Annotated in this window: 21 protein-coding genes, 8 tRNA genes and 1 rRNA gene (1 of these 30 running past the window's edge); 28 read left to right on the plus strand and 2 right to left on the minus strand. The window is 52.2% G+C overall.

Going from position 1 to position 24,225, the window contains the following annotated elements:
* The 28 genes from AC3RCL_RS00710 to trxB form a co-directional block, all read left to right on the plus strand.
* A 23S ribosomal RNA gene (locus tag AC3RCL_RS00710) occupies positions 1-2,146 on the plus strand (it extends 901 nt beyond the left edge of the window).
* Between the two features lie 82 nt (positions 2,147-2,228).
* Positions 2,229-2,320 (plus strand) — tRNA-Ser (locus tag AC3RCL_RS00715).
* Between the two features lie 32 nt (positions 2,321-2,352).
* Positions 2,353-2,429, plus strand: a tRNA-Met gene (locus AC3RCL_RS00720).
* A gap of 9 nt (positions 2,430-2,438) precedes the next feature.
* Positions 2,439-2,514 (plus strand) — tRNA-Val (locus AC3RCL_RS00725).
* 24 nt (positions 2,515-2,538) lie between these two features.
* Positions 2,539-2,614 (plus strand) — tRNA-Thr (locus tag AC3RCL_RS00730).
* Between the two features lie 13 nt (positions 2,615-2,627).
* Positions 2,628-2,704: transfer RNA gene (locus AC3RCL_RS00735), tRNA-Asp, on the plus strand.
* Positions 2,705-2,910: 206 nt separating this feature from the next.
* Positions 2,911-2,983 (plus strand) — tRNA-Phe (locus tag AC3RCL_RS00740).
* Between the two features lie 12 nt (positions 2,984-2,995).
* Positions 2,996-3,081: transfer RNA gene (locus AC3RCL_RS00745), tRNA-Tyr, on the plus strand.
* A gap of 7 nt (positions 3,082-3,088) precedes the next feature.
* Positions 3,089-3,161, plus strand: a tRNA-Lys gene (locus tag AC3RCL_RS00750).
* 151 nt (positions 3,162-3,312) lie between these two features.
* The gene (locus AC3RCL_RS00755) at positions 3,313-4,527 is read left to right on the plus strand and encodes a PucR family transcriptional regulator (RefSeq protein WP_492534149.1); all 1,215 of its coding nucleotides are present in this window, start codon (positions 3,313-3,315) and stop codon (positions 4,525-4,527) included.
* A 108-nt stretch (positions 4,528-4,635) separates the two neighbouring features.
* Positions 4,636-5,760: an ABC transporter ATP-binding protein gene (locus AC3RCL_RS00760; protein ID WP_012818391.1), complete on the plus strand. Its 1,125-nt coding sequence runs from the start codon at positions 4,636-4,638 to the stop codon at positions 5,758-5,760.
* Positions 5,761-6,286: 526 nt separating this feature from the next.
* The gene (hprK, locus tag AC3RCL_RS00765) at positions 6,287-7,225 is read left to right on the plus strand and encodes an HPr(Ser) kinase/phosphatase (RefSeq protein WP_009595669.1); all 939 of its coding nucleotides are present in this window, start codon (positions 6,287-6,289) and stop codon (positions 7,223-7,225) included.
* A 21-nt stretch (positions 7,226-7,246) separates the two neighbouring features.
* Positions 7,247-8,386: a prolipoprotein diacylglyceryl transferase gene (gene lgt / locus AC3RCL_RS00770; RefSeq protein WP_192572724.1), complete on the plus strand. Its 1,140-nt coding sequence runs from the start codon at positions 7,247-7,249 to the stop codon at positions 8,384-8,386.
* Between the two features lie 7 nt (positions 8,387-8,393).
* The gene (gene ppaX / locus AC3RCL_RS00775; RefSeq protein ID WP_036663929.1) at positions 8,394-9,044 is read left to right on the plus strand and encodes a pyrophosphatase PpaX; all 651 of its coding nucleotides are present in this window, start codon (positions 8,394-8,396) and stop codon (positions 9,042-9,044) included.
* Positions 9,045-9,057: 13 nt separating this feature from the next.
* The gene (locus AC3RCL_RS00780; protein WP_096777118.1) at positions 9,058-9,564 is read left to right on the plus strand and encodes an acyltransferase; all 507 of its coding nucleotides are present in this window, start codon (positions 9,058-9,060) and stop codon (positions 9,562-9,564) included.
* Positions 9,565-9,744: 180 nt separating this feature from the next.
* Positions 9,745-10,971: an acyltransferase gene (locus tag AC3RCL_RS00785; RefSeq protein WP_012818395.1), complete on the plus strand. Its 1,227-nt coding sequence runs from the start codon at positions 9,745-9,747 to the stop codon at positions 10,969-10,971.
* A gap of 347 nt (positions 10,972-11,318) precedes the next feature.
* The gene (locus AC3RCL_RS00790) at positions 11,319-12,512 is read left to right on the plus strand and encodes an ATP phosphoribosyltransferase regulatory subunit (protein ID WP_492534153.1); all 1,194 of its coding nucleotides are present in this window, start codon (positions 11,319-11,321) and stop codon (positions 12,510-12,512) included.
* A gap of 53 nt (positions 12,513-12,565) precedes the next feature.
* On the plus strand, positions 12,566-13,207 hold the full coding sequence (hisG, locus tag AC3RCL_RS00795) for an ATP phosphoribosyltransferase (RefSeq protein ID WP_213579892.1): 642 nt from the start codon (positions 12,566-12,568) through the stop codon (positions 13,205-13,207).
* A 120-nt stretch (positions 13,208-13,327) separates the two neighbouring features.
* The gene (gene hisD, locus AC3RCL_RS00800; protein WP_492534155.1) at positions 13,328-14,611 is read left to right on the plus strand and encodes a histidinol dehydrogenase; all 1,284 of its coding nucleotides are present in this window, start codon (positions 13,328-13,330) and stop codon (positions 14,609-14,611) included.
* A gap of 65 nt (positions 14,612-14,676) precedes the next feature.
* A complete protein-coding gene (gene hisB, locus AC3RCL_RS00805) occupies positions 14,677-15,282 on the plus strand; it encodes an imidazoleglycerol-phosphate dehydratase HisB (RefSeq protein ID WP_009595657.1) in 606 nt (201 codons plus the stop codon).
* Positions 15,283-15,285: 3 nt separating this feature from the next.
* Positions 15,286-15,894, plus strand: coding sequence for an imidazole glycerol phosphate synthase subunit HisH (gene hisH, locus AC3RCL_RS00810; RefSeq protein WP_192570114.1), 609 nt, complete (start codon positions 15,286-15,288; stop codon positions 15,892-15,894).
* Between the two features lie 37 nt (positions 15,895-15,931).
* A complete protein-coding gene (gene hisA / locus AC3RCL_RS00815) occupies positions 15,932-16,663 on the plus strand; it encodes a 1-(5-phosphoribosyl)-5-[(5-phosphoribosylamino)methylideneamino]imidazole-4-carboxamide isomerase (RefSeq protein ID WP_492534158.1) in 732 nt (243 codons plus the stop codon).
* Positions 16,664-16,733: 70 nt separating this feature from the next.
* Positions 16,734-17,492, plus strand: a complete 759-nt coding sequence (gene hisF, locus AC3RCL_RS00820) for an imidazole glycerol phosphate synthase subunit HisF (protein ID WP_096777122.1) — start codon at positions 16,734-16,736, stop codon at positions 17,490-17,492.
* Positions 17,489-18,190: a bifunctional phosphoribosyl-AMP cyclohydrolase/phosphoribosyl-ATP diphosphatase HisIE gene (hisIE, locus tag AC3RCL_RS00825; RefSeq protein ID WP_492534160.1), complete on the plus strand. Its 702-nt coding sequence runs from the start codon at positions 17,489-17,491 to the stop codon at positions 18,188-18,190. The genes hisF and hisIE overlap by 4 nt, the downstream gene beginning before the upstream one ends.
* Before the next feature lie 12 nt (positions 18,191-18,202).
* Positions 18,203-19,042, plus strand: a complete 840-nt coding sequence (gene hisJ, locus AC3RCL_RS00830; RefSeq protein ID WP_492534162.1) for a histidinol-phosphatase HisJ — start codon at positions 18,203-18,205, stop codon at positions 19,040-19,042.
* 166 nt (positions 19,043-19,208) lie between these two features.
* Positions 19,209-20,159, plus strand: coding sequence for a ribose-phosphate diphosphokinase (locus tag AC3RCL_RS00835; RefSeq protein WP_012818404.1), 951 nt, complete (start codon positions 19,209-19,211; stop codon positions 20,157-20,159).
* A 143-nt stretch (positions 20,160-20,302) separates the two neighbouring features.
* Positions 20,303-21,985, plus strand: coding sequence for a tetratricopeptide repeat protein (locus AC3RCL_RS00840; RefSeq protein WP_251500858.1), 1,683 nt, complete (start codon positions 20,303-20,305; stop codon positions 21,983-21,985).
* A 123-nt stretch (positions 21,986-22,108) separates the two neighbouring features.
* The gene (gene trxB, locus AC3RCL_RS00845; RefSeq protein ID WP_071219455.1) at positions 22,109-23,062 is read left to right on the plus strand and encodes a thioredoxin-disulfide reductase; all 954 of its coding nucleotides are present in this window, start codon (positions 22,109-22,111) and stop codon (positions 23,060-23,062) included.
* Positions 23,063-23,183: 121 nt separating this feature from the next.
* Here trxB and AC3RCL_RS00850 read toward each other — a convergent pair whose 3' ends face one another.
* A complete protein-coding gene (locus AC3RCL_RS00850; protein ID WP_096777125.1) occupies positions 23,184-23,666 on the minus strand; it encodes a spore coat protein in 483 nt (160 codons plus the stop codon).
* Between the two features lie 85 nt (positions 23,667-23,751).
* Positions 23,752-24,207: a GNAT family N-acetyltransferase gene (locus AC3RCL_RS00855; RefSeq protein ID WP_012818408.1), complete on the minus strand. Its 456-nt coding sequence runs from the start codon at positions 24,205-24,207 to the stop codon at positions 23,752-23,754.
* Positions 24,208-24,225: the final 18 nt, after the last annotated feature.

Consider the following 24,225-nt stretch of genomic DNA (forward strand, 5'->3'; position numbering starts at 1 on the left):
GTCGTGGAGGTAGAGCACTGATTGGGTGCGGGGCCCGCAAGGGTTACCAAGCTCAGTCAAACTCCGAATGCCATAGACTTATATCCGGGAGTCAGACAGTGAGTGCTAAGATCCATTGTCAAAAGGGAAACAGCCCAGACCATCAGCTAAGGTCCCCAAGTGTGTGTTAAGTGGGAAAGGATGTGGAGTTGCACAGACAACCAGGATGTTGGCTTAGAAGCAGCCACCATTTAAAGAGTGCGTAATAGCTCACTGGTCGAGTGACTCTGCGCCGAAAATGTAACGGGGCTAAACACACCACCGAAGCTATGGCTTGAATCGACTTCACTGCTTCTTTGAGGTAGTGAGACTGAGAGAAACATTTTTGTCAGACTTGAGATGAAATCAAGAATGACCAAATGTTCTCAGGGGATAAACACACTTCGAAGGCGGAGTGAAGTCGATTCAGGGGTAGGGGAGCGTTGTATGTAGGTTGAAGGTGTACCGTAAGGAGCGCTGGACAGCATACAAGTGAGAATGCCGGTATGAGTAACGAAAAGATCAGTGAGAATCTGATCCGCCGAAAGCCCAAGGTTTCCTGAGGAAGGCTCGTCCGCTCAGGGTAAGTCGGGACCTAAGGTGAGGCCGAAAGGCGTAATCGAAGGACAACAGGTTGAAATTCCTGTACCACCGTAAACCGTTATGAACGATGGGGTGACGCAGGAGGGTAGTGACGCGGACTGATGGATGTCCGTCCAAGCAGTGAGGCTGATGTGTAGGCAAATCCGCACATCGATAAGGCTGGGCTGTGATGGGGAGTGAAAATTATAGTAGCGAAGGTCATGATCTCACACTGCCAAGAAAAGCCTCTAGTCAGGTGAAGGTGCCCGTACCGCAAACCGACACAGGTAGGCGAGAAGAGAATTCTAAGGCGCGCGGAAGAACTCTCGTTAAGGAACTCGGCAAAATGACCCCGTAACTTCGGGAGAAGGGGTGCCTCGGTAGGGTGAATAGCCCGAGGGGGCCGCAGTGAAAAGGCCCAAGCGACTGTTTAGCAAAAACACAGGTCTGTGCGAAGCCGTAAGGCGAAGTATACGGGCTGACGCCTGCCCGGTGCTGGAAGGTTAAGGGGAGCGGTTAGGAGCAATCCGAAGCTGTGAACCGAAGCCCCAGTAAACGGCGGCCGTAACTATAACGGTCCTAAGGTAGCGAAATTCCTTGTCAGGTAAATTCTGACCCGCACGAATGGCGTAACGACTTGGGCGCTGTCTCAACGAGAGATCCGGTGAAATTTTAATACCTGTGAAGATGCAGGTTACCCGCGACAAGACGGAAAGACCCCATGGAGCTTTACTGCAGCTTGATATTGGATTTGGGTACGATCTGTACAGGATAGGTGGGAGCCTTAGAAGCATGAGCGCCAGCTTGTGTGGAGGCGACGTTGGGATACCACCCTGATCGTATCTAGGTTCTAACCTGGTACCGTGATCCGGTACGGGGACAGTGTCAGGCGGGCAGTTTGACTGGGGCGGTCGCCTCCTAAAGAGTAACGGAGGCGCCCCAAGGTTCCCTCAGAATGGTTGGAAATCATTCGAAGAGTGCAAAGGCATAAGGGAGCTTGACTGCGAGACCTACAAGTCGAGCAGGGACGAAAGTCGGGCTTAGTGATCCGGTGGTACCGCATGGAAGGGCCATCGCTCAACGGATAAAAGCTACCCTGGGGATAACAGGCTTATCTCCCCCAAGAGTCCACATCGACGGGGAGGTTTGGCACCTCGATGTCGGCTCATCGCATCCTGGGGCTGAAGTAGGTCCCAAGGGTTGGGCTGTTCGCCCATTAAAGCGGTACGCGAGCTGGGTTCAGAACGTCGTGAGACAGTTCGGTCCCTATCTGTCGTGGGCGTAGGAAATTTGAGAGGAGCTGTCCTTAGTACGAGAGGACCGGGATGGACGTACCGCTGGTGCACCAGTTGTTCCGCCAGGAGCATGGCTGGGTAGCTACGTACGGACGGGATAAGCGCTGAAAGCATCTAAGCGTGAAGCCCCCCTCAAGATGAGATTTCCCAGTATGTAAGACCCCTTGAAGACGACGAGGTAGATAGGTTGGAGGTGGAAGTGCAGCAATGCATGGAGCTGACCAATACTAATCGGTCGAGGGCTTATCCAAAATATATTTCAATGTGCTGCAAATATCGTTTCGTATCTAGTTTTCAGGGAATCAATCTCTGTAACTGCATACAAGTTATGATGGAGAGATACCCAAGTGGCTATAAGGGGACCCTCTGCTAAGGGGTTAGACTGCGTAAGCGGTGCGAGGGTTCGAATCCCTCTCTCTCCGCCATTTGAATAACTTGGATGCAATAAGGTTTATTTGGCGGTGTAGCTCAGCTGGCTAGAGCGTACGGTTCATACCCGTGAGGTCGGGGGTTCGATCCCCTCCGCCGCTACCATACATACCTGGAGGCTTAGCTCAGCTGGGAGAGCATCTGCCTTACAAGCAGAGGGTCGGGGGTTCGATCCCCTCAGCCTCCACCATGTATATTTTTATTACCTTGCCATGCCGGTGTAGCTCAATTGGTAGAGCAACTGACTTGTAATCAGTAGGTTGGGGGTTCAAGTCCTCTCGCCGGCACCATCTTTAATAATGCGGAACTGTGGTGTAGAGGCCTAACATGCCTGCCTGTCACGCAGGAGATCGCGGGTTCGAATCCCGTCAGTTCCGCCATTATTTACAAGCTTCAGGGATGAGAATCCATAACCGGGTTCGTCGGAGCATATCCTCGTTAGCACAGACTTCGCAGTCTCGAACGAAGAGAGAGTATTCCGTCAGTTCCGCCATTATTACTCCTAAGGAATAAAAATGGTCGGTTTTCCACAGATTAAAGTGGGAAGTGTTGCACTCCGCACTTTATTTTAATGTTATTCATGTTTGGCTCGGTAGCTCAGTCGGTAGAGCAGAGGACTGAAAATCCTCGTGTCGGCGGTTCGATTCCGTCCCGAGCCACCTTTATATTTTGGAGGATTAGCGAAGTGGCCAAACGCAGCAGACTGTAAATCTGTTCTCGTCCGAGTTCGGTGGTTCGAATCCATCATCCTCCACCAGTAATAAGAGCCATTAGCTCAGTTGGTAGAGCACCTGACTTTTAATCAGGGTGTCGAAGGTTCGAGTCCTTCATGGCTCATCCGAAAGGGTCGTCAACGTTGTTGACGGCTCTTTTTGTGTTGTTTTACTGAACTATTTCCTAAGGCACACGGACTTAAAGAGAAGGAATTGTCGTTTGTGCAGGATGATATGCTAAAATAAGAAAAAACGATAAAGTGGTGGAGTCATCAATGGTGGAGATGGAGCATATCGTTCAGAAACTGGAGCAGACCTTGGGTACCTCACTCGGCTTAAAAACATTGAATGAGCAGGAATCGCTATGGCTCACGGAATCGATGGCGATCACTTCGCGATACGGTGACCGGTTAGGTCGAGAAGAAAGTGCTGCAAGTTCAAATCGCCATGGAGAAAAAGTAAGCTCAAACACAACACGAATGGTTGATGGTGCTTATGTGCATAAGGAGCTTGGTGAGATTTGGTTTCCCGTTAATCAACAGGATCTGAGCCGAGTACTCGTGGCGGATTCCAATGCTTTGACGGAGTCGGAGATTGGGCTTGTCGCTCTTTTATTGGCGAACCTTCAGGAAACGCCTTCAGGCGCGATGTCAAAGAATGCAGCCAAGGTTGAAGAAGAACGGCGCGCCCAGCAGTTGAGCGGTTGGTTGAAAGAGCGCCTTCAAGCCGGCGAGCTGCTTGCTGAACTGCCGGATGAGATGCTGATTCGGACAAGCTTGACGGAGGAAATGGTCCCCTTTCTACTCATTCATGAGAGCGAGCATGCTCCCACGCCAAGTTATAAAGCGCTGCTGCGGTTGTTGCGCAGTTATTTTGACGGGGATATCGTTCTTGTGCCGCTGCTGGATAAGGAATGGATTATCCTTGCCAATCAAGAGCTGTTGGGCGGCATAACGACGGATGATAAAGAGGAAGCATCCTCGGAAGCCGATCAGGATTTGCTGTCCTTATTCTGTATGGGGCTGTACGAGCTCATTTCAACGGAATGGGTGGGCGATTTTCATATTTCGGCGATCCCGGCAGTCAATGCGCTTCATGCTTTGCCGCAGACGGTTGGCATGCTGCGAGAGACCATGACCATTGGGCGTACTTTTCAGGTCAAGGAGCATATTCATCTGTCGACCGGTCTTCATCTGGAACGTCTGGTCTACAGCATTCCTGAGTATCAACGGAATCAATTCCTGCGGGAGTACGCTGCCGGACATACCGACTTATTCGAGGACAGTGAGACTTTATCGACGCTGGAGTCTTTTTTTGAATTGGACTGCAATGTGAGCGAGACGGCCAAACACCTGTATATTCACCGAAATACGCTGCTGTACCGACTGGATAAGATCAAACAGGAGACGGGGCTTGACGTTCGCAGCTTCAGTGACGCGGTATTGGTGAAAATAACGCTTCTATTGTATAAAGTGACGAAAAGGAAATAGGTTTTTTGTGCAGATTGTGTATAGCAAGTCAGGTGCCTATGGGGTAATATAAGATTATAAATTAATTGTATTCGATTTCATAACATTCATATGAGGGGGCAAATGCACATGGCTGGTGTACGCTTAGAGCATATTTACAAAAAGTATGCAGGTGCAGATAAAGCAACTGTAATTGACGTTAATTTGGATATTAAAGATAAAGAATTCTTGGTATTGGTAGGTCCTTCCGGTTGCGGTAAGTCTACGACACTTCGTATGATCGCAGGTCTTGAGGAAATTTCCGAGGGTAAACTTTACATTGGCGACCGCGTTGTTAACGATGTAGCACCTAAAGATCGTGACATCGCGATGGTATTCCAATCCTACGCCTTGTATCCGCATATGAACGTATATCAGAACATGGCATTCGGTTTGAAACTCCGTAAAGTGAAGAAAGACGAAATCGATAAGCGTGTACGTGAAGCAGCGAAAATCCTGGATATCGAGCATTTGCTCGAGCGTAAACCGAAAGCTCTTTCCGGTGGTCAGCGTCAGCGTGTCGCCTTGGGCCGTGCGATTGTCCGTGATCCACAAGTCTTCTTGATGGATGAGCCGCTTTCCAACTTGGATGCGAAACTCCGCGGTCAGATGCGTGCTGAAATTACTAAGCTGGTGAAGCGTCTTGAAACCACTTGTATCTATGTAACGCATGACCAAACAGAAGCTATGACGATGGGTGACCGTATCGTTGTTATGCAGGATGGCATCATTCAACAAGCGGATTCTCCAGAGCAGCTGTACAATAATCCGAACAACCTGTTCGTTGCTGGTTTCATTGGTTCCCCAACCATGAACTTCATCAATGGTAAATTGTCCGAGCAAAACGGTGGCGTATACTTCACTTCCCAGGGCTTGAACGTTCAAGTTCCAGGCGGTAAAGCACAATTGCTCAAAAATAAATCCATGATTGGCAAAGAAGTAATCATGGGTGTTCGTCCGGAAGATATTCATGAAGAGCCAGTATTCCTGGAAGCTTCCCCGAACACAATCTTCACAGCGAAAGTGGACGTAACCGAGAACCTTGGTCACGAAATGCTCTTGTACCTCAGCGGCTTGGGCACCGACACAGTTATCGGCCGTGTAGACGGACGTTCGACTACTCGCGAAGGCGACAATGTGAAATTGGCACTCGACATGAACAAAGTTCATATCTTTGATAAAGAGTCTGAATTGAACGTATTGCTCGAAGATTAATCTTCAGCAATCGAGATCTCTTGAAAACCGCCCCTCAAGGGGCGGTTTTTTTAGGAGAAAAAGACATAAAACTAGGCAGTTTGTGCCCTTATCCGAAGGGTTCAGGCAGTTCTAGCAGACGGTAGAAGTGGTCCTAGGGTAAAAGTGTGTAAAGCAGACGACCAATTGTCGATATAGAAAGAGAGTTATCTTTCGTAATAGAACATCTGTTTTTTAGTCGCAGTATGCCATAGCAGCGTAGCTTCACTCCTGGATAAGTCCAATGTCCTGCTATCGGATAGCCGGTTAGAATTGCATTCATTGGCTTTTTTCGATAAGATAAGCACAAAGCAAGGCATACATAAGCATTGAACGTATGGGTTGTTGGGGCGTATTCCATGAAGCATGACCGACCGCCGGCAAGGCTTGTGACGTCCTATTTAATTAGTAAAGTAACCGATCATGAAATATATCATCCAAAACGAACCGTGCAGCATGCCGGTTGCGTTGTGATGTCAACATACAATGGAAGAAGAGGGGTAAGACCATGGCCAAGAAAGTGAAGGTATCCGAGCTGGTCCAGCAGTTTCAGCTGGAGGTCATCGCAGGTGAGGAAGGCTTGAAACGTCAGATTACAACGGACGATCTGAATCGCCCGGGATTGGAAATGGCCGGTTATTTTGAATACCATCCGCGGGAACGGGTTCAGCTTATGGGGCGCACGGAGCTGGCTTTCTTCGGAATGCTGAAGCCGGAAGAGCGGAAAGAACGCATGCGCAGCCTGTGTACGGAAGAAACGCCTTGCATCGTGGTTACGCGTTCCCTGGAAGTGCCGGAAGAGCTGGTGGAGCTCGGCAATGAAAGAGGTTTGCCCGTGCTGCGCAGCAGCATGGCGACGACCATCCTGACAAGCCGATTCACGAGTTTCCTGGAACGCAGACTTGCGCCAACGACGACCATCCACGGGGTATTGTGCGATGTGTATGGCGTGGGGATGCTGATCACGGGCTCGAGCGGTATCGGGAAAAGCGAAACGGCTCTGGAGCTCGTCAAACGCGGACACCGCTTAATCGCGGACGACGCGGTGGAGATCCGCCAGACGTCGGATTTTCAGCTGCATGGAACAGCGCCTGAGCTGATTCGCCATCTGCTGGAGATTCGCGGGGTCGGTATTATTAACGTTATGACGTTATTCGGTGCAGGCGCCGTTCGGAATAATAAACGGATTACGCTTGTTGTTCGATTGGAGGCCTGGCAGCAGGATAAACAGTATGATCGTCTGGGATTAGATGAAGAGACAACACGAATTATAGAGACGGATATCCCTCTGGTCACCATTCCGGTTCGTCCAGGACGTAACCTTGCGGTTATTATTGAAGTGGCAGCTATGAACTACAGATTGAAGCAAATGGGACTGAATGCTGCACTGCAGTTTACGAACAAGCTGACGGCAACGATTGCTGAAGATATGGACGATTTGGACTAGGACTAGGGAGGGTTATAAGTGATGCAAACATTGCTCATCGATCCGGTGGCGTTCTCCATCGGATCGCTGCGTGTTCATTGGTATGGCTTGATTTTGGGCCTGGGTGCCTTGGCAGGTCTGCTGCTGGCCATTCGCGAAGGGAAGCGTTTTGGCATTCCGCAGGAATTTTTCATGGATTTGCTCTTGCTTGGGGTTCCTTCCGCTATTATCGGTGCTCGTATTTATTATGTAGCTTTTAAATGGGAAGACTATAAGGATAACTTCCTGGATGTGTTCAAAATATGGAATGGCGGGATTGCGATATTCGGCGCCTTGATCGGCGCCATTATCTGTGCGTTGATCTATGTTCGCCGAAAAGGCTACAACTTCTGGCGAATTGCTGATATCTGTGCGCCGTCCTTGTTGGCCGGCCAGATCATTGGACGCTGGGGTAACTTCGTTAACCAGGAAGCCTATGGCGGTCCTGTCAGCGAGTCTTTCTTGCGCGGAGAGCTGCATTTGCCTGATTTTATCGTGAATCAAATGAACGTACAGGGCGTATTCCATCACCCTACCTTCTTATATGAATCGCTGTGGAACCTGTTGGGTATCGTCATACTGCTTATCATTCGCAGACAGAAATTTCTGCGGGCAGGCGAACTCTTCATCGGGTACTTCATCTGGTATTCCATCGGCCGGTTCTTTATTGAAGCGGTGCGGACGGACAGCTTGGCTTTCCAAGGGGCCACAGGACTTGCCGATTTCATTAACAATACGTTATGGGCACCGATGACTTGGATGGGCTTTGAACTGGGCCACCTGGATCCGGCTTATGGCAACATTCGAATCTCCCAGCTGCTGTCCGTGTTGATCGTCATTGGAGGCATCGTGCTGATCATCGTGCGCCGTGTGACGGGCCGTGCCAATGTGCGTTATTTGGACCCAATCGTGTCGACGAAGACGGGAGCAGGTCCAACGCCGGAAGCCGATCTTCAAACGAACAAAACCGTCAAGTCTTCTGCGCCGGCTCCTGCTAAACAGCATAAACAGGCCGCAGAACCGGAGGAAATGGCGGATAAAGACGTTGTTACCCAAGCAGAGGAGACAGAAGTCAAATCCTCACCACGGGCAGAAGAAGACACTCCGACAATAAAACCGGATACGGAGGACAAAAAGGAGTAGTTGCAGCATGATCGAAACCGTACTGTTTGATTTGGACGGCACCATTATCGACACGAATGAATTGATTATCTCATCGTTTATGCATGTTTTCGAGGCGCAGGCCCCGGGACCGTTGACCAGAGAGCAGATCATTCCGCATATGGGAACCACGCTGGAACAGCAGCTGCAGGCTTTCTCAGGGGGCGTCGAGGATGTCAGTCCGCTTATCAAAGCCTATCGCTCTTTCAACACGATCCATCATGATGACATGGTCAAACCATTCCCGCATGTGAACGAAGTCGTGGAGCGCCTTCATCGTCACGGGCTTTCGCTCGGGATCGTAACCACGAAGATCCGTCCTTCCACCATGATGACGCTGGAGAAGTACGATCTGGAGCGCTTCATGTCGGCGATTGTTACGGTAAACGACGTGGAGCATCCGAAACCGCATCCGGAGCCCGTTCTGACGGCGATTGAGCAGCTGGGGGCCAATCCGGCCACCACTTTGATGATCGGAGACAGTCCGGTGGACATTCAGTCTGCCAAGGCGGCGGGCGTGAAGGCCGCCGCTGTAGCTTGGTCCCTCAAGGGTGAGCAAAAGCTGATGGAGTACGGGCCGGATTTTATATTGAAGGATATGAGAGATCTGTATGAAATCGTAGGACTTCAAGAGGAATAGGAGTTTTGGCAGCATGGCCAGAAAGATTACCCGTTATCCTGTAGAAGGCCCCAACGCGTTATGGCAAATCTACCGCACCGTGAGCCCGTTCAAGGGCGTCAAGAACTTCATTTTTATCCAGATCGCCCGGTATTGTCCTATCCTGCCTATGAAGAATTGGATCTATCGCCATATGCTCGGGATGAAAGTGGGGAAGCATACCGCGTTTGGATTGATGGTCATGGTGGATGTGTTTTTTCCGGAGAAAATAACCATCGGCGAGAATTCGGTCATCGGGTACAACACGACCATTCTGGCTCACGAGTATTTAATAAAGGAATATCGTTTGGGTGAAGTGCGGATCGGGGAGAACGTGCTCATCGGCGCGAATACCACGATTTTGCCTGGCGTAACGATCGGAGACGGCGCGGTCGTTGCTGCCGGATCTGTCGTACATAAGGATGTGGCACCAGGTGTTTTTGTAGGCGGGAATCCATTGCGAGAGCTGAAGAGGACATCGACGGAAAGCGAGTCAATTTGAGGTAATGTGACAAGTCAGGTTCTCAAGCTTGCTGAATTGTTGTAGAATGAGTAAAGGATAACCTGACACAAAGCGAACAATAGTCCCCGGGGTATGATGGCCTTGAGGGACTTTTTTGCCCGTCCATTCGCATACATTGACTCTATCAACAAACTCGAAAACAAGGAGGCGACGCCTGACATGGGTGCAACGCTGAACAAAAAGGAAAGGCTGCCGCAGCTCGATATCTATCGTGCGCTGGCCATCCTGGGCGTGCTTCACGTTCATGCGACTTCATTTGCAACGGTGGATGCGATTGATTCGCGATTCTATTATATTATTAATTTTTTGAATATTTTCTTTAAATACGGTACACCCTCTTTTATATTCCTAAGCAGCTTTGTGCTGTTCTATAACTATGCGGACCGGCCGCTGACCAAGGACTTGATCAAAAACTTCTACAAACGGCGGCTCTTGTACATTTTGCTGCCGTACGTGTTGTTCTCGATCATCTACTTCTTTGTGCGGATGTATCAGAACGGGATGCTGAACAGTTCGTTTGATCTATGGGCACAGATGCCGCTATTCTTTGAACGCTTGGCTCGAGGGCAGAATTATACGCACTTATACTTTGTATTTATCAGTTTGCAGTTCTATATTCTGTTTCCGATCTTCCTCAAGCTGTTCAAATCCTCACGGTTTCTCGTAAGGTGGGCGGTGCCGATCGGATTCCTGCTGCAATGGGGTTTCATCATCTGGAACAAATACGAGCTGCAGTACACGTTTAAAGGCAGCTTGGCCATTTCGTATTTAGCCTACTATATGCTGGGCGCTTATCTGGCGATGAATTACGATAAATTCAAGGGCTGGCTGACGTCATCATGGAAAAAGCAAACCTCTGGTCAAAGAGCAGGCACGATCGTGTTATGGGCCGGCTGGCTCGCGATGGCGCTGACGCATGTGCAGATTTGGTACAATCAGAGATTGCATGGCGCCAAATATGATTCCCTATTGTACGAGCTGTTGTGGAATCTGCACACCGTGTTCTCCGCGATCGTGCTGATGCAGCTGGCGAGCTGGCTGTATAGCAGCGGCTGGAAACTCATCGTGAAAGTGCTGACGCGGATTGGCGAGCTGTCTTTCGCGATCTATCTCGTGCACCCGCTCTGGCTGTTCCTGTATCGGGAATTCGATCCGAAGCTGAATCCGGTAACCGATGATTATCTGATCTGGATATACGGCGGGATGGTAACGGCATTGATCGTCAGTGCGTTAGTGGTGCAGACGGTGTTCCGGTGGATTCCAGGGTCGTGGATGCTGCTGGGCAGCGTTCCTCGATCATTGAAGCCATCCTCGAAAGCACCTGCGACACCATCGCAGAGAAAAGACACCGTTACGGGCGACAGCAAGAAATCGGTCGATCTATAGGAACATCAGGCCTAATGTTAAAACTTCTTATCCTTCATCATGAAGCAAAGCCGTCCGGGCTGCCGGGCGGTTTTTTTATTGGCGCCATCCGGATCCATGCAGGGGTTCAGCCAATTAGACAAGCAAGCCACGCTGGTCCGTTCTTGTGTTACAATTATACCCAGAAGTTAGACGGATCTATTGATGCGTAAGGCGGGTACCGACAGAGAACGATACATAGCAGAACGCATGCGTATGCATTGACGATCAGGCAGGATTCATGGTAATATAGCCAATATCCTTTAATTTATTAGCAAGGTACCACTTTACCATATTAAAGACTTTTACTGAATTTGAGGTGGAGCGTCATGTCTAAACCGAAAGGCTTCGAGAAACCGGCAGGTGTTCGTGATTATCTTCCTCATGCGGTCACCAAGCTGCGTCGGATTGAACGCGAAGTGCTTGCATGCATGGACCGCTGGGGTTACCGGCAGATTATGACACCAACGATGGAATATTACGATACGGTAGGCGTGGCAAGCTCTACGTCGGACCAGAAGCTGTTTAAACTATTGAATAAACGCGGAACGACGATGGTGCTGCGTTCCGATCTGACCGCTCCCATAGCGCGGGTCATGTCCTCGCTGCTGAAGGATGAGCCGCTTCCGGTGCGTTTGTCTTACCATGCTAATGTATTTCGCGCCATTGAGGAGGAAGCAGGGCGGGAAGCGGAATTCTTCCAGACCGGCGTCGAGCTTGTGGGCGATGATACGCCGGAAGCCGATGCCGAAGTGATTGCGCTGGCCATCGAATCCCTGAAGGCGGCGGGCGTGGAGAAATTCAAAATCGCGATGGGTCATATGGGTTATCTGAATGGCCTGCTTCAAGAAGTGCTGCCGGATCGGACGGAGGATCAGGAGAGCCTGAAGCAGGATTTGCTGAACCGCGACTACGTCGGATACCGCAACACCATTGCCAGCCTGAGCCTGACGGAGGTACAGCAGGACCAGCTGGAGGGAATCCTGAAGCTGCGCGGAGGCAGGGAGATTGCCGGGCAAGCTCTCGAGATTAGCAGCAATGAACTCGCGAGAGCTTCTATCGAGCATCTGAGCAAGGTATGGGAAGTGCTCGAGGCTTACGACGTCTCCAGACATGTTCTGTTTGACTTGACGATGCTCGGAGACTTCTCCTATTACACGGGAATGACGTTCGAGGGTTATGCTGCGGAGCTGGGCTCTCCCGTCGCAAGCGGCGGTCGTTACGACAAGCTGCTTCGGCAGTTTGGCCGTGCCGTTCCGGCAACAGGCTTTGCACTCAAGACCAATCGCATTCTCGATGGGGTGCAAGGAGAGGAGATTGTCGAGGAATTGCCCATTCTGATCCGGTACACGGCTTCCCATCGAAAGGAAGGACTGGCTAAAGCCTCAGAACTTCGGGCGCAGGGACATTCCGTCATCACTTCGATCATACCGGATTCGGCTAATGCCCGAGATGTCGAGGTACCCGTTGTGTCCGGCAGTCTGCTCAATAGAGGATACCGAGAGGTCATTACCCTTCGGTAGGAAGCGGATCTATAACGATTATCATATGAGTTTAAGGTCAGGAGGATTCGAACGTGGCGGAAACGTTGAAAGTAGCGATGCCCAAAGGGCGCATATATAAAAAAGCATCCGCGCTGTTCCGTTCAGCCGGACTTCCGATACCCCTCGACGTGGATGAGACGCGCAAGCTGGTCATTCCCTTGCCGGAGGCAGGAATGGAATTTATTCTGGCGAAGCCGGTGGATGTGCCGACTTATGTGGAATACGGCGTGGCGGATATCGGTATCGTCGGCAAGGACGTGCTGATGGAAGAGAACAAGGACGTTTATGAGCTGCTTGATCTCGGCATTGCGCGGTGCAGGATGTCGGTCATCGGCTTGCCGGACTGGAAGCCGGGCATCAGGCAGCGGGTTGCCACCAAATATCCGAACGTGGCTTCACAGTATTTCCGTGAGCAGGGCCAGCAGGTTGAAGTGGTTAAACTGAACGGTTCCATCGAGCTTGCACCGCTCATCGGCTTGGCAGACCGGATCGTGGATATGGTGGAAACAGGCCAAACGCTTAAAGAGAACGGACTTGTAGAGATGACCAGCATCTTTGAAATTACAAGCCGCCTGATTGCCAATCGCGTCAGTTATCGGATGAAGAATGATGAAATTCAGGCATTGTGCGATCGGCTGCAAACGGTCATTATGTCTGAGGGAGTGAATATTTAGCGCTAAGAAATAAGGCACCAACTGGATGAGCATGGATGATCGAATGGATCATCCTTCATTCATTAAGAAACGCTATGCATGTACATGTAACATGATGGAGCGGGATTGGGGGAGATTAAGATGAAGGTAGTGTCAGCACGGGACTTTGAGCTGAAACGGGAAAATGATTACGGCACACCAGAGCAGAATGAAGTCGTGAAGGCGATTGTGCGGGATATTCGGTCCGAAGGAGATGCCGCCTTGCTGCGGCATACCGAACAATTGGACCGTGTCCGTCTGACCGCAGGTCAGCTTCGCGTAACGGATGAGGAGCTCAAGGCAGCTTATGATCATGTGGAGCCTTCGTTCGTGAAGGCGATACAAACCGCGGCAGACAACATTCGCGCATTTCATGTGAAGCAGAAGCGGAATTCCTGGATGGATCTACAGCCGGACGGCAGCATCTTGGGACAAATCATTCGTCCGTTGAAACGCGTCGGTGTCTATGTGCCCGGTGGAAAGGCAGCCTATCCTTCATCCGTGCTGATGAACGTGATCCCGGCCCAAGTGGCAGGCGTGCCCGAAATCGTCATGGTCACTCCCCCGGCAACCGGCGGGAAGGACGGAATCAATCCCTATATTCTGGTGGCTGCAGCGGAGGCAGGCGTTACGGAAATCTACCGCGTAGGAGGAGCACAAGCCATTGCGGCATTGGCCTACGGCACGGATACCATTTCCCCCGTGGATAAGATTTGCGGGCCCGGCAATATTTACGTTGCCCTGGCCAAACGTGAAGTGTACGGCGCAGTCAATATTGACAGCCTGGCCGGTCCAAGCGAGATTGCGGTATTGGCCGATGAACATGCAGATGCTTCGTATATTGCAGCGGATCTGCTTTCCCAAGCTGAGCATGACGAGATGGCATCGGCCATTCTCGTGACGCCTTCCCGAAAGCTGGGCGAGGCCGTTGCCGCCGAAGTAGAGCGGCAGCTTGAGCTGCTGCCACGGCGGGACATCGCCCGTGCTTCCGTGGACAGCTATGGCGCGGTGATCGTCACGGAATCCCTTCGGGAAGGGATTGAAGTCATTAACCGTTTAGCGCCGGAGCATCTGGAAATCGTGACGGAGGAGCCGATGGCGATCGTGGGCCAGATCGAGAACGCAGGCGCGATCTTCCTGGGACCGTACAGCTCGGAGCCGGTAGGCGATTATTTTGCAGGACCGAACCATATCATTCCGACGAATGGGACGGCACGGTTCGCATCGCCAGTGGATCTGGACGATTTCATTAAGAAATCGAGCTTGATCTACTACAGTAAAGAAGCGCTGCTGCGCGACGGCGAACAGATCATGGAGCTGGCCCGGCGCGAGGGGCTTGAGGGCCATGCCCGGGCGATCGAAATCCGGCTTGAACAAGAACGATAAGAAATCAGACCAGAACAAGCATCATTTGTTCATCATAAATATTCCGTATAGAGGAGGCAATCCACGTGAGCAGTTTGGATGCAGCAGCAAGATCAGCCGGCGTGAGCCGCAAAACCAATGAGACCGACATTGCCCTGGATTTCAATGTCGATGGGACCGGGATTTCGGAATTGGAGACCGATGTACCGTTTCTGAATCATATGCTTGATTTGTTCACAAAGCATGGACAGTTTGATCTTCGCGTCAAGGCAAAGGGCGATATCGAGATCGATGACCACCACACGGTGGAGGATATCGGGATCTGCTTAGGGCAGACGTTCCGCGAAGCGCTGGGCGATAAAAAAGGCATCAAACGTTATGCCAGCGTGTTTGTGCCGATGGATGAGGCGCTTGCTCAAGTCATCGTGGATATCAGCAACCGCCCGCATTTTGAATACCGGGCGGAGTATCCTTCGCAGCAGGTAGGCTCTTTTCATACCGAGCTTGTCCATGAATTTCTGTGGAAATTGGCGCTGGAGGCCCGGATCACGCTGCATGTCATCGTTCATTACGGACACAATACCCATCATATGATTGAAGCGGTGTTTAAGGCGCTCGGCCGTGCATTGGATGAGGCGACCACCGTGGATCCGCGGGTGACCGGCGTACCGTCCACGAAGGGAGTGCTCTAAACGATGGCCATTGCAATCGTGGATTACGGCATGGGCAATCTGCACAGCGTGAGCAAAGCGGTAGAGCGGCTTGGGTATCAGCCGCTCGTTACGGGGGAGCGGGAGGAGCTTCTGGCGGCGGATGGCATCATTCTGCCCGGAGTCGGCGCATTCGGAGATGCCATGGAGCAGCTCCGCGAAGCCGCACTGGACTCGGTCATGAAGGAAGCAGCGGAGTCGGGAAAACCGCTGCTGGGGATCTGTCTCGGCATGCAGCTCCTGTTCAGCCGGAGTGAGGAGCATGGCAAGTATGAAGGGCTGGATATCCTGCCCGGATCGGTTGTGCGGTTTGCGGGTGGGGACTACAAGGTGCCGCATATGGGCTGGAATTCATTGCAGTTCGAGAAGCGGGAGCACCCGCTGTTTGCGGGACTTGAGGAAGGTCATGTGTATTTTGTCCACTCGTATCATGTTCTTCCTGAGGTTCAGGCTGATTTGCTGGCGGTTACCGATTACGGTCAGCCAGTAACGGCCATCGTGGGCCGCGGTTCGGTGTACGGCATGCAGTTCCATCCCGAGAAGAGCGGGGAGCTTGGGATGAGCCTGCTTCGCAATTTTTTGGCTTTAACGTAAGACGAACGAATAGACCAATTGGAAAGTGGGAATGGGGATGTCCTCTTTTATCATATATCCGGCAATCGATATTCGCGGCGGCAAATGCGTCAGGCTGGTCCAAGGCGATTATAATCAAGAAACGGTGTACAATGACAATCCACTCGAGGTAGCCAAATCGTGGGAAGAGCAGGGCGGCACATTTATTCATCTCGTGGATTTGGACGGCGCGAAGGCAGGTCAGCCGGTGAACGACGACATAATCGGGAAGATTGCATCCCGCGTCCAGGTTCCGGTTCAAGTAGGCGGAGGCCTGCGCACGCTGGCGGATGTGGAGCGGCTGCTGTCGCTCGGCGTCAGCCGGGTTATCATCGGCACGGCAGCGATCGAAGACCGCGTCTTTACGGAAGAGGTGCTGGGCAAATACGGGGATAAGGTGGCCATCGGCATCGACGCGCGCAACGGATACGTCGCAACGAGAGGCTGGCTGGAAACGTCGGAGGTTCAAGCCGAGGTGTTGGCAAAAGAATTAGCGGCCAAAGGAGCGGAAACCTTCATCTTCACCGACATTTCCCGCGACGGGATGATGCAAGGACCAAACGTAGAGGCGATTGTCTCGCTGGCCAAAGCCAGCGGCCGCTCGGTCATCGCTTCGGGCGGCGTGACGAAGCTGGACGATCTGCTGGCGCTCAGCGCGCACAGCGGGGACGGTGTAGGCGGAGCGATCGTGGGCAAGGCGCTGTATACAGGCAATATTGATCTGAAAGAGGCTATTACGCGAATCCAATGAGGATTTGAACCAGTGTCTGTTCGAATCATCATGGATCGATAGAGTTCATATAGGGGAAGAGGGGAAAGGCATGCTGGCAAAACGGATCATACCTTGCCTGGACGTGAAGGACGGCCGGGTGGTGAAGGGCGTAAACTTTGTGAATCTCCGCGATGCGGGCGATCCCGTGGAATTGGCGGCGCTCTACGACCGGGAAGGCGCAGATGAGCTTGTCTTTTTGGATATATCGGCTTCGGTCGAAGGCAGGGCGACGATGGAAGAAGTCGTTCGGAGAACGGCAGGGGAAATCGCCATTCCTTTTACCGTGGGCGGAGGCATTTCGTCCGTGGAGGACATGAAGCGGATTCTGCGGGCGGGCGCGGATAAAATCGGAATGAATACGGCGGCGGTCAAGCAGCCGGAGCTCATCTCCGCCGGGGCGCGCAAATTCGGGTCCCAATGCATCGTCGTGGCGATCGACGCCAAGTACAACGATGCGTGGGGAGAATGGGAAGTGTACACGCACGGCGGACGTACGCCTTCCGGCATCAAGGCGCTTGATTGGGTGAAGCAGGCGGAAAGCCTGGGTGCGGGCGAGATTCTGTTGACCAGCATGGATGCGGACGGAACGAAGGACGGCTTCGATCTGCCGCTGACATCGGCCGTCGCCTCGACCGTTCAGATCCCGGTCATTGCGTCCGGCGGCGCCGGCAAAGAGGATCACTTCTATGACGTATTCACTCAGGGCAAGGCGGATGCGGGTCTTGCCGCCACGATTTTCCACTATAAAGAGATCTCGATCCCTCATCTCAAGTTGCAGCTTAGCCAAAAAGGAGTGGATATACGGTGAGCGAAGATATGTTGAAAGATTTATCCCTGGAGCAGGTCAGCGAGCATATCCGTTGGGATGCCGCGGGCCTGGTGCCGGCGATTGTACAGGATGCAGAGAGCAAGCAGGTGCTGATGATGGCTTATATGAACCGGGAATCGCTGCGTTTGACGCTGGAAAGCGGCGAGACTTGGTTCTGGAGCCGCTCGCGCGAAGAGCTGTGGCATAAGGGGGCAACTTCCGGGAATGTACAGACCGTGGTATCGATGACATACGATTGCGACGGAGACACCCTCTTGCTGCAGGTGAATCCGAATGGACCTGCCTGTCATACCGGACAAACGACCTGCTTCCACAATGAGATTATCGCTCAAGGGCAGAAGAGCGAGCCAGCTAATCAAGGTACAGCGGTATCCGGCGAGCGCTTCGCGGTACTTGCCGAGCTGGAAGAGGTCATTGCCCAGCGTGAAGTGGAACGGCCGGAAGGGGCCTATACGACCTACTTGTTCGATAAAGGCGTGGACAAAATCCTTAAGAAGGTGGGCGAAGAAGCTTCGGAAACGATCATCGCCGCCAAAAATAAAGACAATGCCGAGCTTAAGCTTGAAATCAGCGATCTGATCTATCACCTGCTGGTGCTTCTCCAGGAGCGGAAGCTCCCGCTGGATGAGATCATGGATGAGCTGAGCCGCCGCCATGAACGGCCGCGCCGCGATTAGGAGGCCTGCTCGATGCATATTGATTACCATACCCACCATGCCCGGTGCGGACATGCCGAAGGGCAGCTGGAGGAGTATGTACGGCGCGCCATCGAACTCGGGATGGATCAACTGGGCTTATCGGACCATATGCCTTTGATACACGTGAATCCGGAGGCATACTATCCGGAGATGGCTATGCCGATGGATGAGCTGCCGCGTTACGTGGAAGAATGCCTGCAGCTGAAGGAGCGCTACAGAGGGCAGATTGACATTCGGATCGGACTCGAAGGCGATTATATCGAGGGCTATGAAGAACAGATCGAGCGGATCGTGAAGGACTATCCGTGGGATTATGTCATCGGATCGGTTCATTTTCTTGGCGAATGGGACATCACGGATTACCGCCAGACCCAGGGCTGGGAGGGCAAGGATCCGCTTGAAGTCTATCGACAATATTATGATGCGGTGCAGAAGGCTGCCGCAACCGGCTTCTACGATATCATGGGACATCTGGACGTGATCAAGCGGTTCGGTTATGGGCCGGGCCCCGAACAGAAGCTGGACGTGATCGAATTGGAGCAAGCAGCGCTTGCGGCCGTGGCCCGGAGCGGGAAGGCGATGGAGCTGAACGCATCCGGTTTATCGAAGGCCTGCGAGGAGATGTTTCCAAGCCGGCGAATGCTGGAGGAAGCGATCAAGCTGGGCATTCCGTTGACTTTAGGGTCGGATGCTCATCAGCCCATGAAGCTTGGCGAGCATCTGGATCAGGCCCGGGCACTGCTGTCGGAGCTTGGCGTTCGGGAGCTTGCGACCTTCCGTAACCGGAAGCGGGAGATGGTGCTTTGGAATGTGGAAGGAAACGATGTATAATAAAGACAAGCACTAATTGCAAACAGGTTCATTGCAGACGGCTGTTTTCCCCTCCAGACACTACCCTCGACGGGTTGCGGAGGCGGGAACGGCCTGATTTGACGATAACGCTTTCAATCCATCGTTGCATCGGCCGACTACTAACCACTCTCGTCAGGAGGTCCTCATGTATCGTTCATTACGATTGTTCGCCGGAACTTCCAATCCGGCGCTTGCCGCCAGCATCAGCCAGCAGTTGGGCGTTGAATTGGGAAAGATCAAGATTTCCCGCTTTCAAAGCGGCGAGGTTTATGTCCACTATGAAGAAAGCATCCGCAATTGCGACGTTTTTCTGCTGCAGTCCTTTTCTCACCCTATCAACGAAATGTTCGTAGAGCTGCTCGTGATGATCGATGCCGCCAAGCGTGCTTCCGCCAGAACGATCAACATCATTGTTCCGTATTACGGTTATGCCAGACAGGAACGAAAGGCCGCGCCGCGAGAGCCGATATCGGCCAAAATGGTAGCCGACGTGCTAACCACAGCCGGTGCCAACCGCGTGATAACCATTGATCTGCATGCACCTGCCATCCAGGGGTTCTTCAATATACCGGTGGATCATCTGACTGCGCTGGATTTGATTACGGAGTATCTGAAGTCCAAGAATATCGAGAATCCGGTTATCGTTTCTCCCGATGCCGGACGGGCGAAGACGGCCGAGAAGCTTTCGAGCCGCCTGGGATCGCCGTTTGCCATGATGGTCAAGCAGCGTCCTGCCCATAACGAAGCGGTTATAACCCATGTCATTGGGGACGTGGCGGGACGCACGCCGATTATTATCGAAGACTTGATTGACACGGGAACCACCATCGTGCAGGTGGTGGAAAGCTTAAAGGAACGGGGGGCCAATGATGCCATTGTGTGCGCGACCCATGGCCTGTTCTCCGGTGAAGCACTTGACCGTCTCGACCATGCTCATATCGAGGAGATCGTGGTCACGGACTCCATCGTGCTCCCGGACCATCACTGCAAGATGCGGTTAAAGGTGCTGTCTGTTGCGCCTATGCTGGCCCAGGCCACTCACATTATCATCGAGGGCGGATCGATCGCCACTTTATTCAAAGACGCCGGTGTGTAAACTGGTGTCTTTTTTCTGCAAATGACGTCGTAACTTGTGTTATACTGTTGTGGATAGAGGAGCAAGTTAAAGGAGGTGCCTTGCTTTTCGTGAATGGTCATCCATATGGGTCCAGTGACCCCCACAATGTTATATCTATCGAAATGAATGCTAATTTCTTCTTCGATCGCGCGGTTCGTTCGCTAGATCGTTACCAATATGACAAGGCTCTGAAATATTTTCGCAAAGCTGTTGAATATGAACCCGATAATCCGGTGAATCATTGCAATATGGCGGGTATATTATCAGAGACGGGAGATTATAAAGCCTCCAACGATGTGCTGGCTCATATTCTGGAGCAGGTTGACCCGTTGATGACGGAATGCTATTTCTATATGGCGAACAATTATGCCAATATGGAACAGTTTGAGAAGGCGGAAGAAGCGCTTGTCACCTATCTGGAGGAAGATCCTAACGGTCAATTTCTGGATGAGGCCGAGGAAATGATGGAGCTGCTCCATTACGAGCTGAATCGTCCTGCCAAGCTGAACCGGATCAAGAGCCGCGAAGGCGTGGTCGAACATGAGCATGCCCGGGCACTGCTGGAGGAAGGGAAATTCGCCCAAGCGGTCAAGCTGTTGGAGGAAATCGTCAAGGATAATCCGGATTTTCTGGCTGCGCGCAACAATTTGGCCCTGGCTTACTACTATATGGGACGTTTCGATACCGCGAAGCGCACCATTGGCGAGGTGCTGGATCAGGAGCCGGGCAATCTGCACGGTTTATGCAATCTGGCCATCTTCTTTCAGCATGAGGGAAATCAGGAGCAGCGCGACCGATTGATGGACATGCTAACGGTAACGGTTCCGTTTCATCTGGAGCATGTGTTTAAGCTTGCTACGACGATGGGCATATTGGGGCAGCACGAAATTGCCTACGGTCATTTTCGCCGATTGCTGAAAGAGGATGAGTTTAACGGAGATCCAAGCCTGTATCATTATACGGCCGTTGCGGCCTGCAACAGCGGTTATTACGACAAGGCCGAGAAATATTGGCGGCAGGCGCTGAAGCTGGACGGAGATTCGGTGATTCCGGATTTCTATTTGGCCCAGCTGCAAAAGCGTAAAGAAACCGGTACCGATCAGATGAAAGTGAGTTACCACTATCACCTTCCGTTCGAAGAGCAGTTCAAACGCTGGGAGCATGACGGCGATAAACTGACGGAGGAAGCGAAGCAGAATCCGCTGATTCGTTCATCGTTCTTCTGGGCGCTCCGGCATGGCGATCCCCAGACCAAGCTGCAGGTGATCCGGACGCTGGAATTGATCGCCGATGAAGAGGTGCAGCATGCGCTGCAATCGTTCCTGCAGGAACCGGGAGAGGACGCGGAGCTGAAGGATGCCGCCCGCCTGGTGCTCCAGCAGATGGAGGCCGCAAGCAATCGGTTGAAGGAGCGTCGCGACGATCGCGATTTATCCGGGGGCAAGACCCGCGAGGTGCTCCCGGATTGGCTGCCTTCCTGGAAGGCGGTGCTGGAGAAGGCCGAGCAAACCATGGACATGCGGGTTGACGCCTTTTGGAAAAAAGAGATGGAGAATCTCTGGTCCGAATTCCTGAGCCGGCTGTACCCGGATATTCCGAACATTCGGAATGTCGAGGGTTGGGCAGCGGCATTGGAATATCTGACGGCCAAGAAGCGCGGACGTACCCTGACTTATGAACAGGTGGCTGTCCGTTACGGGATTTCCCCATCCACCGTGAGCCGTTATGCACGTCAAATGGATAGCGTATGTGAAACGAAAGCACAACCGGATGATAGTTTCCGGCCATTTACGGAAAACATTTAAGTAAGAGCCCATATTCGGATACTTAGGAGACCTTGGTACATGATGGTACATGAAGATTCCGTAAGTCCTGAATAGGATAATAGCATGCAACAGAAATCGACACCTTAAAGGAGGCCGTATTCTATGTACAAATCAATCGTAATCGGAACAGGACCTGCCGGATTGACGGCAGCCATCTACTTGGCACGCGCAAACCTGAAGCCGCTCGTGATCGAAGGAATGCAACCGGGAGGCCAGCTGACGACAACGACGGAGGTCGAGAACTTCCCTGGATTCCCGCAGGGCATCATGGGTCCCGAGCTGATGGATAATATGCGTCAACAAGCGGAACGCTTCGGTGCAGAGTTCAAGAGTGCCTGGGTCGAGTCCGTTGATTTCTCCGAGCGTCCGTTCAAGGTGAATGTCGAGGGCATGGGCGAGCTTCTGGCCGAGTCCGTGATTATCTCGACGGGAGCTTCCGCGAAGTATCTCGGAATTCCGGGAGAGCAGGAGAACGTTGGACGGGGCGTAAGTACATGCGCCACATGCGACGGGTTCTTCTTCCGCGGGAAAAAAATCATTGTCATCGGCGGCGGTGACTCCGCAATGGAGGAGGCCAGCTTCCTGACGCGTTTCGCTTCCAGCGTAACGGTGGTGAACCGCCGCACCGAGCTGCGTGCATCTAAGATCATGCAGGATCGCGCGCGCGAGAACGAGAAGATCCAGTGGGCTTTGGACCGCACGCCGGTTGAGGTGGTAACCAGCGAAACCGGAGTTAAAGGGCTGAAGGTCCGCAACAACGAAACGGGCGAGGAAGAACTGATCGAAGCGGAAGGCGTGTTCGTGGCCATCGGACATACGCCGAACACGGGCTTCCTCGGCAATCAGATCACAACCGATCCGACCGGCTACATCCTGGTTAAACCAGGAACGACGGAGACGAACATCCCGGGCGTATTCGCCTGCGGCGACGTTCAGGATACGCGTTATCGCCAAGCCATCACGGCTGCAGGAACAGGCTGTATGGCCGCTATGGATTGCGAGAAATATCTCGAGGGCCACATGGTCCATGATTGGAGCGAGACGCTGAATAAGTAATTCCTTGCCTAAGGGATTATCTATTGAAAAGAAGAAGCCCCAGAGCTATACGGCGGACGGGTTTGCGAGAGAACATCTCGTAAAATCCGTACCTGTTTAGCCAGGGGCTTTTTTTGCTGAGTTACAAGCTCAGAGCTTTGTTCGCATTTTTCACGTCATTCTCCAGCAGCTGCTTCAAATTGTAAGACGGATACAGGCCGCGCGCATACATGAAGTAGAAGATTTTTCCGTGCAGTTCAATGGCTTTGTTCAACTGCTTCTGAAGTGTTTCTCTTACGCTTGGAGTTGCTGCCTCGGTAATGGCAATGGCGTAGCTTCGGACCGAGGTTTTGGCAAACCCCAGCAGATGACCTGCGTAATACGCCGTCAGATCGGGACCGGAGAGACTGCGGGTTCCCGTGGGCGCTTCCGAATAATAAGGCAGAAGCTCCTTCAGGTTCTGTTCAACCCCTTGAATCGCTTCCATATACAGTCCATGGAGCTCCGGGTCTTTGATATCATGCACGGACATCTTGAACGCCATCAAGTGATTCGCCTGAAAGGCAGTTAATTCATGAATCTCCAGTGTTTCGTGCCAAGCGAGATGTCTCGGATTGTGACTCATGCTCAATAGGTTCTCCTCCAAAAATCAATATGCGATAGCCTATTCACCGAATGGAGGAACGGTGCATAGCACAACCCGAATCACCTTACAAATCTAAGGACATCCGCACCATGTCCCGGAGCCGCATGCCGTTCTCGTAAATTTCTTCATCATAATGACGTACAAAAAAGTCCCGGTCGATGCCTGTCATTCGAAATCCGCATTTCTGGTACAGCGCCAGCTGTGCCACCCCGGTACTTCCTGTTCCTACTTCAATCGTGGCATATCCGAGCTCCCGGGCCTGATCAACGGCATGATTCACGAGCTGTTTGCCATAGCCCCTGCCGTGCAGATTCTCGCTTACGGCAACGTTCACCAGCTCGATGGTATCGGGTCTGGTGGGCAGCAGGACATAGACCCCGATGGGTTGTGAGCTTTCTTCAGCGACATAGCAGTGACCGCGGTTTACGTATTCTTTGACAAGCCTTATCGATGGATCCGCAAGAAGGAGCAGGTCCATAGGGGGCGTTTCTTCATGAGTATTCAGCTTTCTAATGTTCACGAGCGTTCTCCCTTATGA

Source organism: Paenibacillus sp. MT86, from assembly GCF_058792535.1.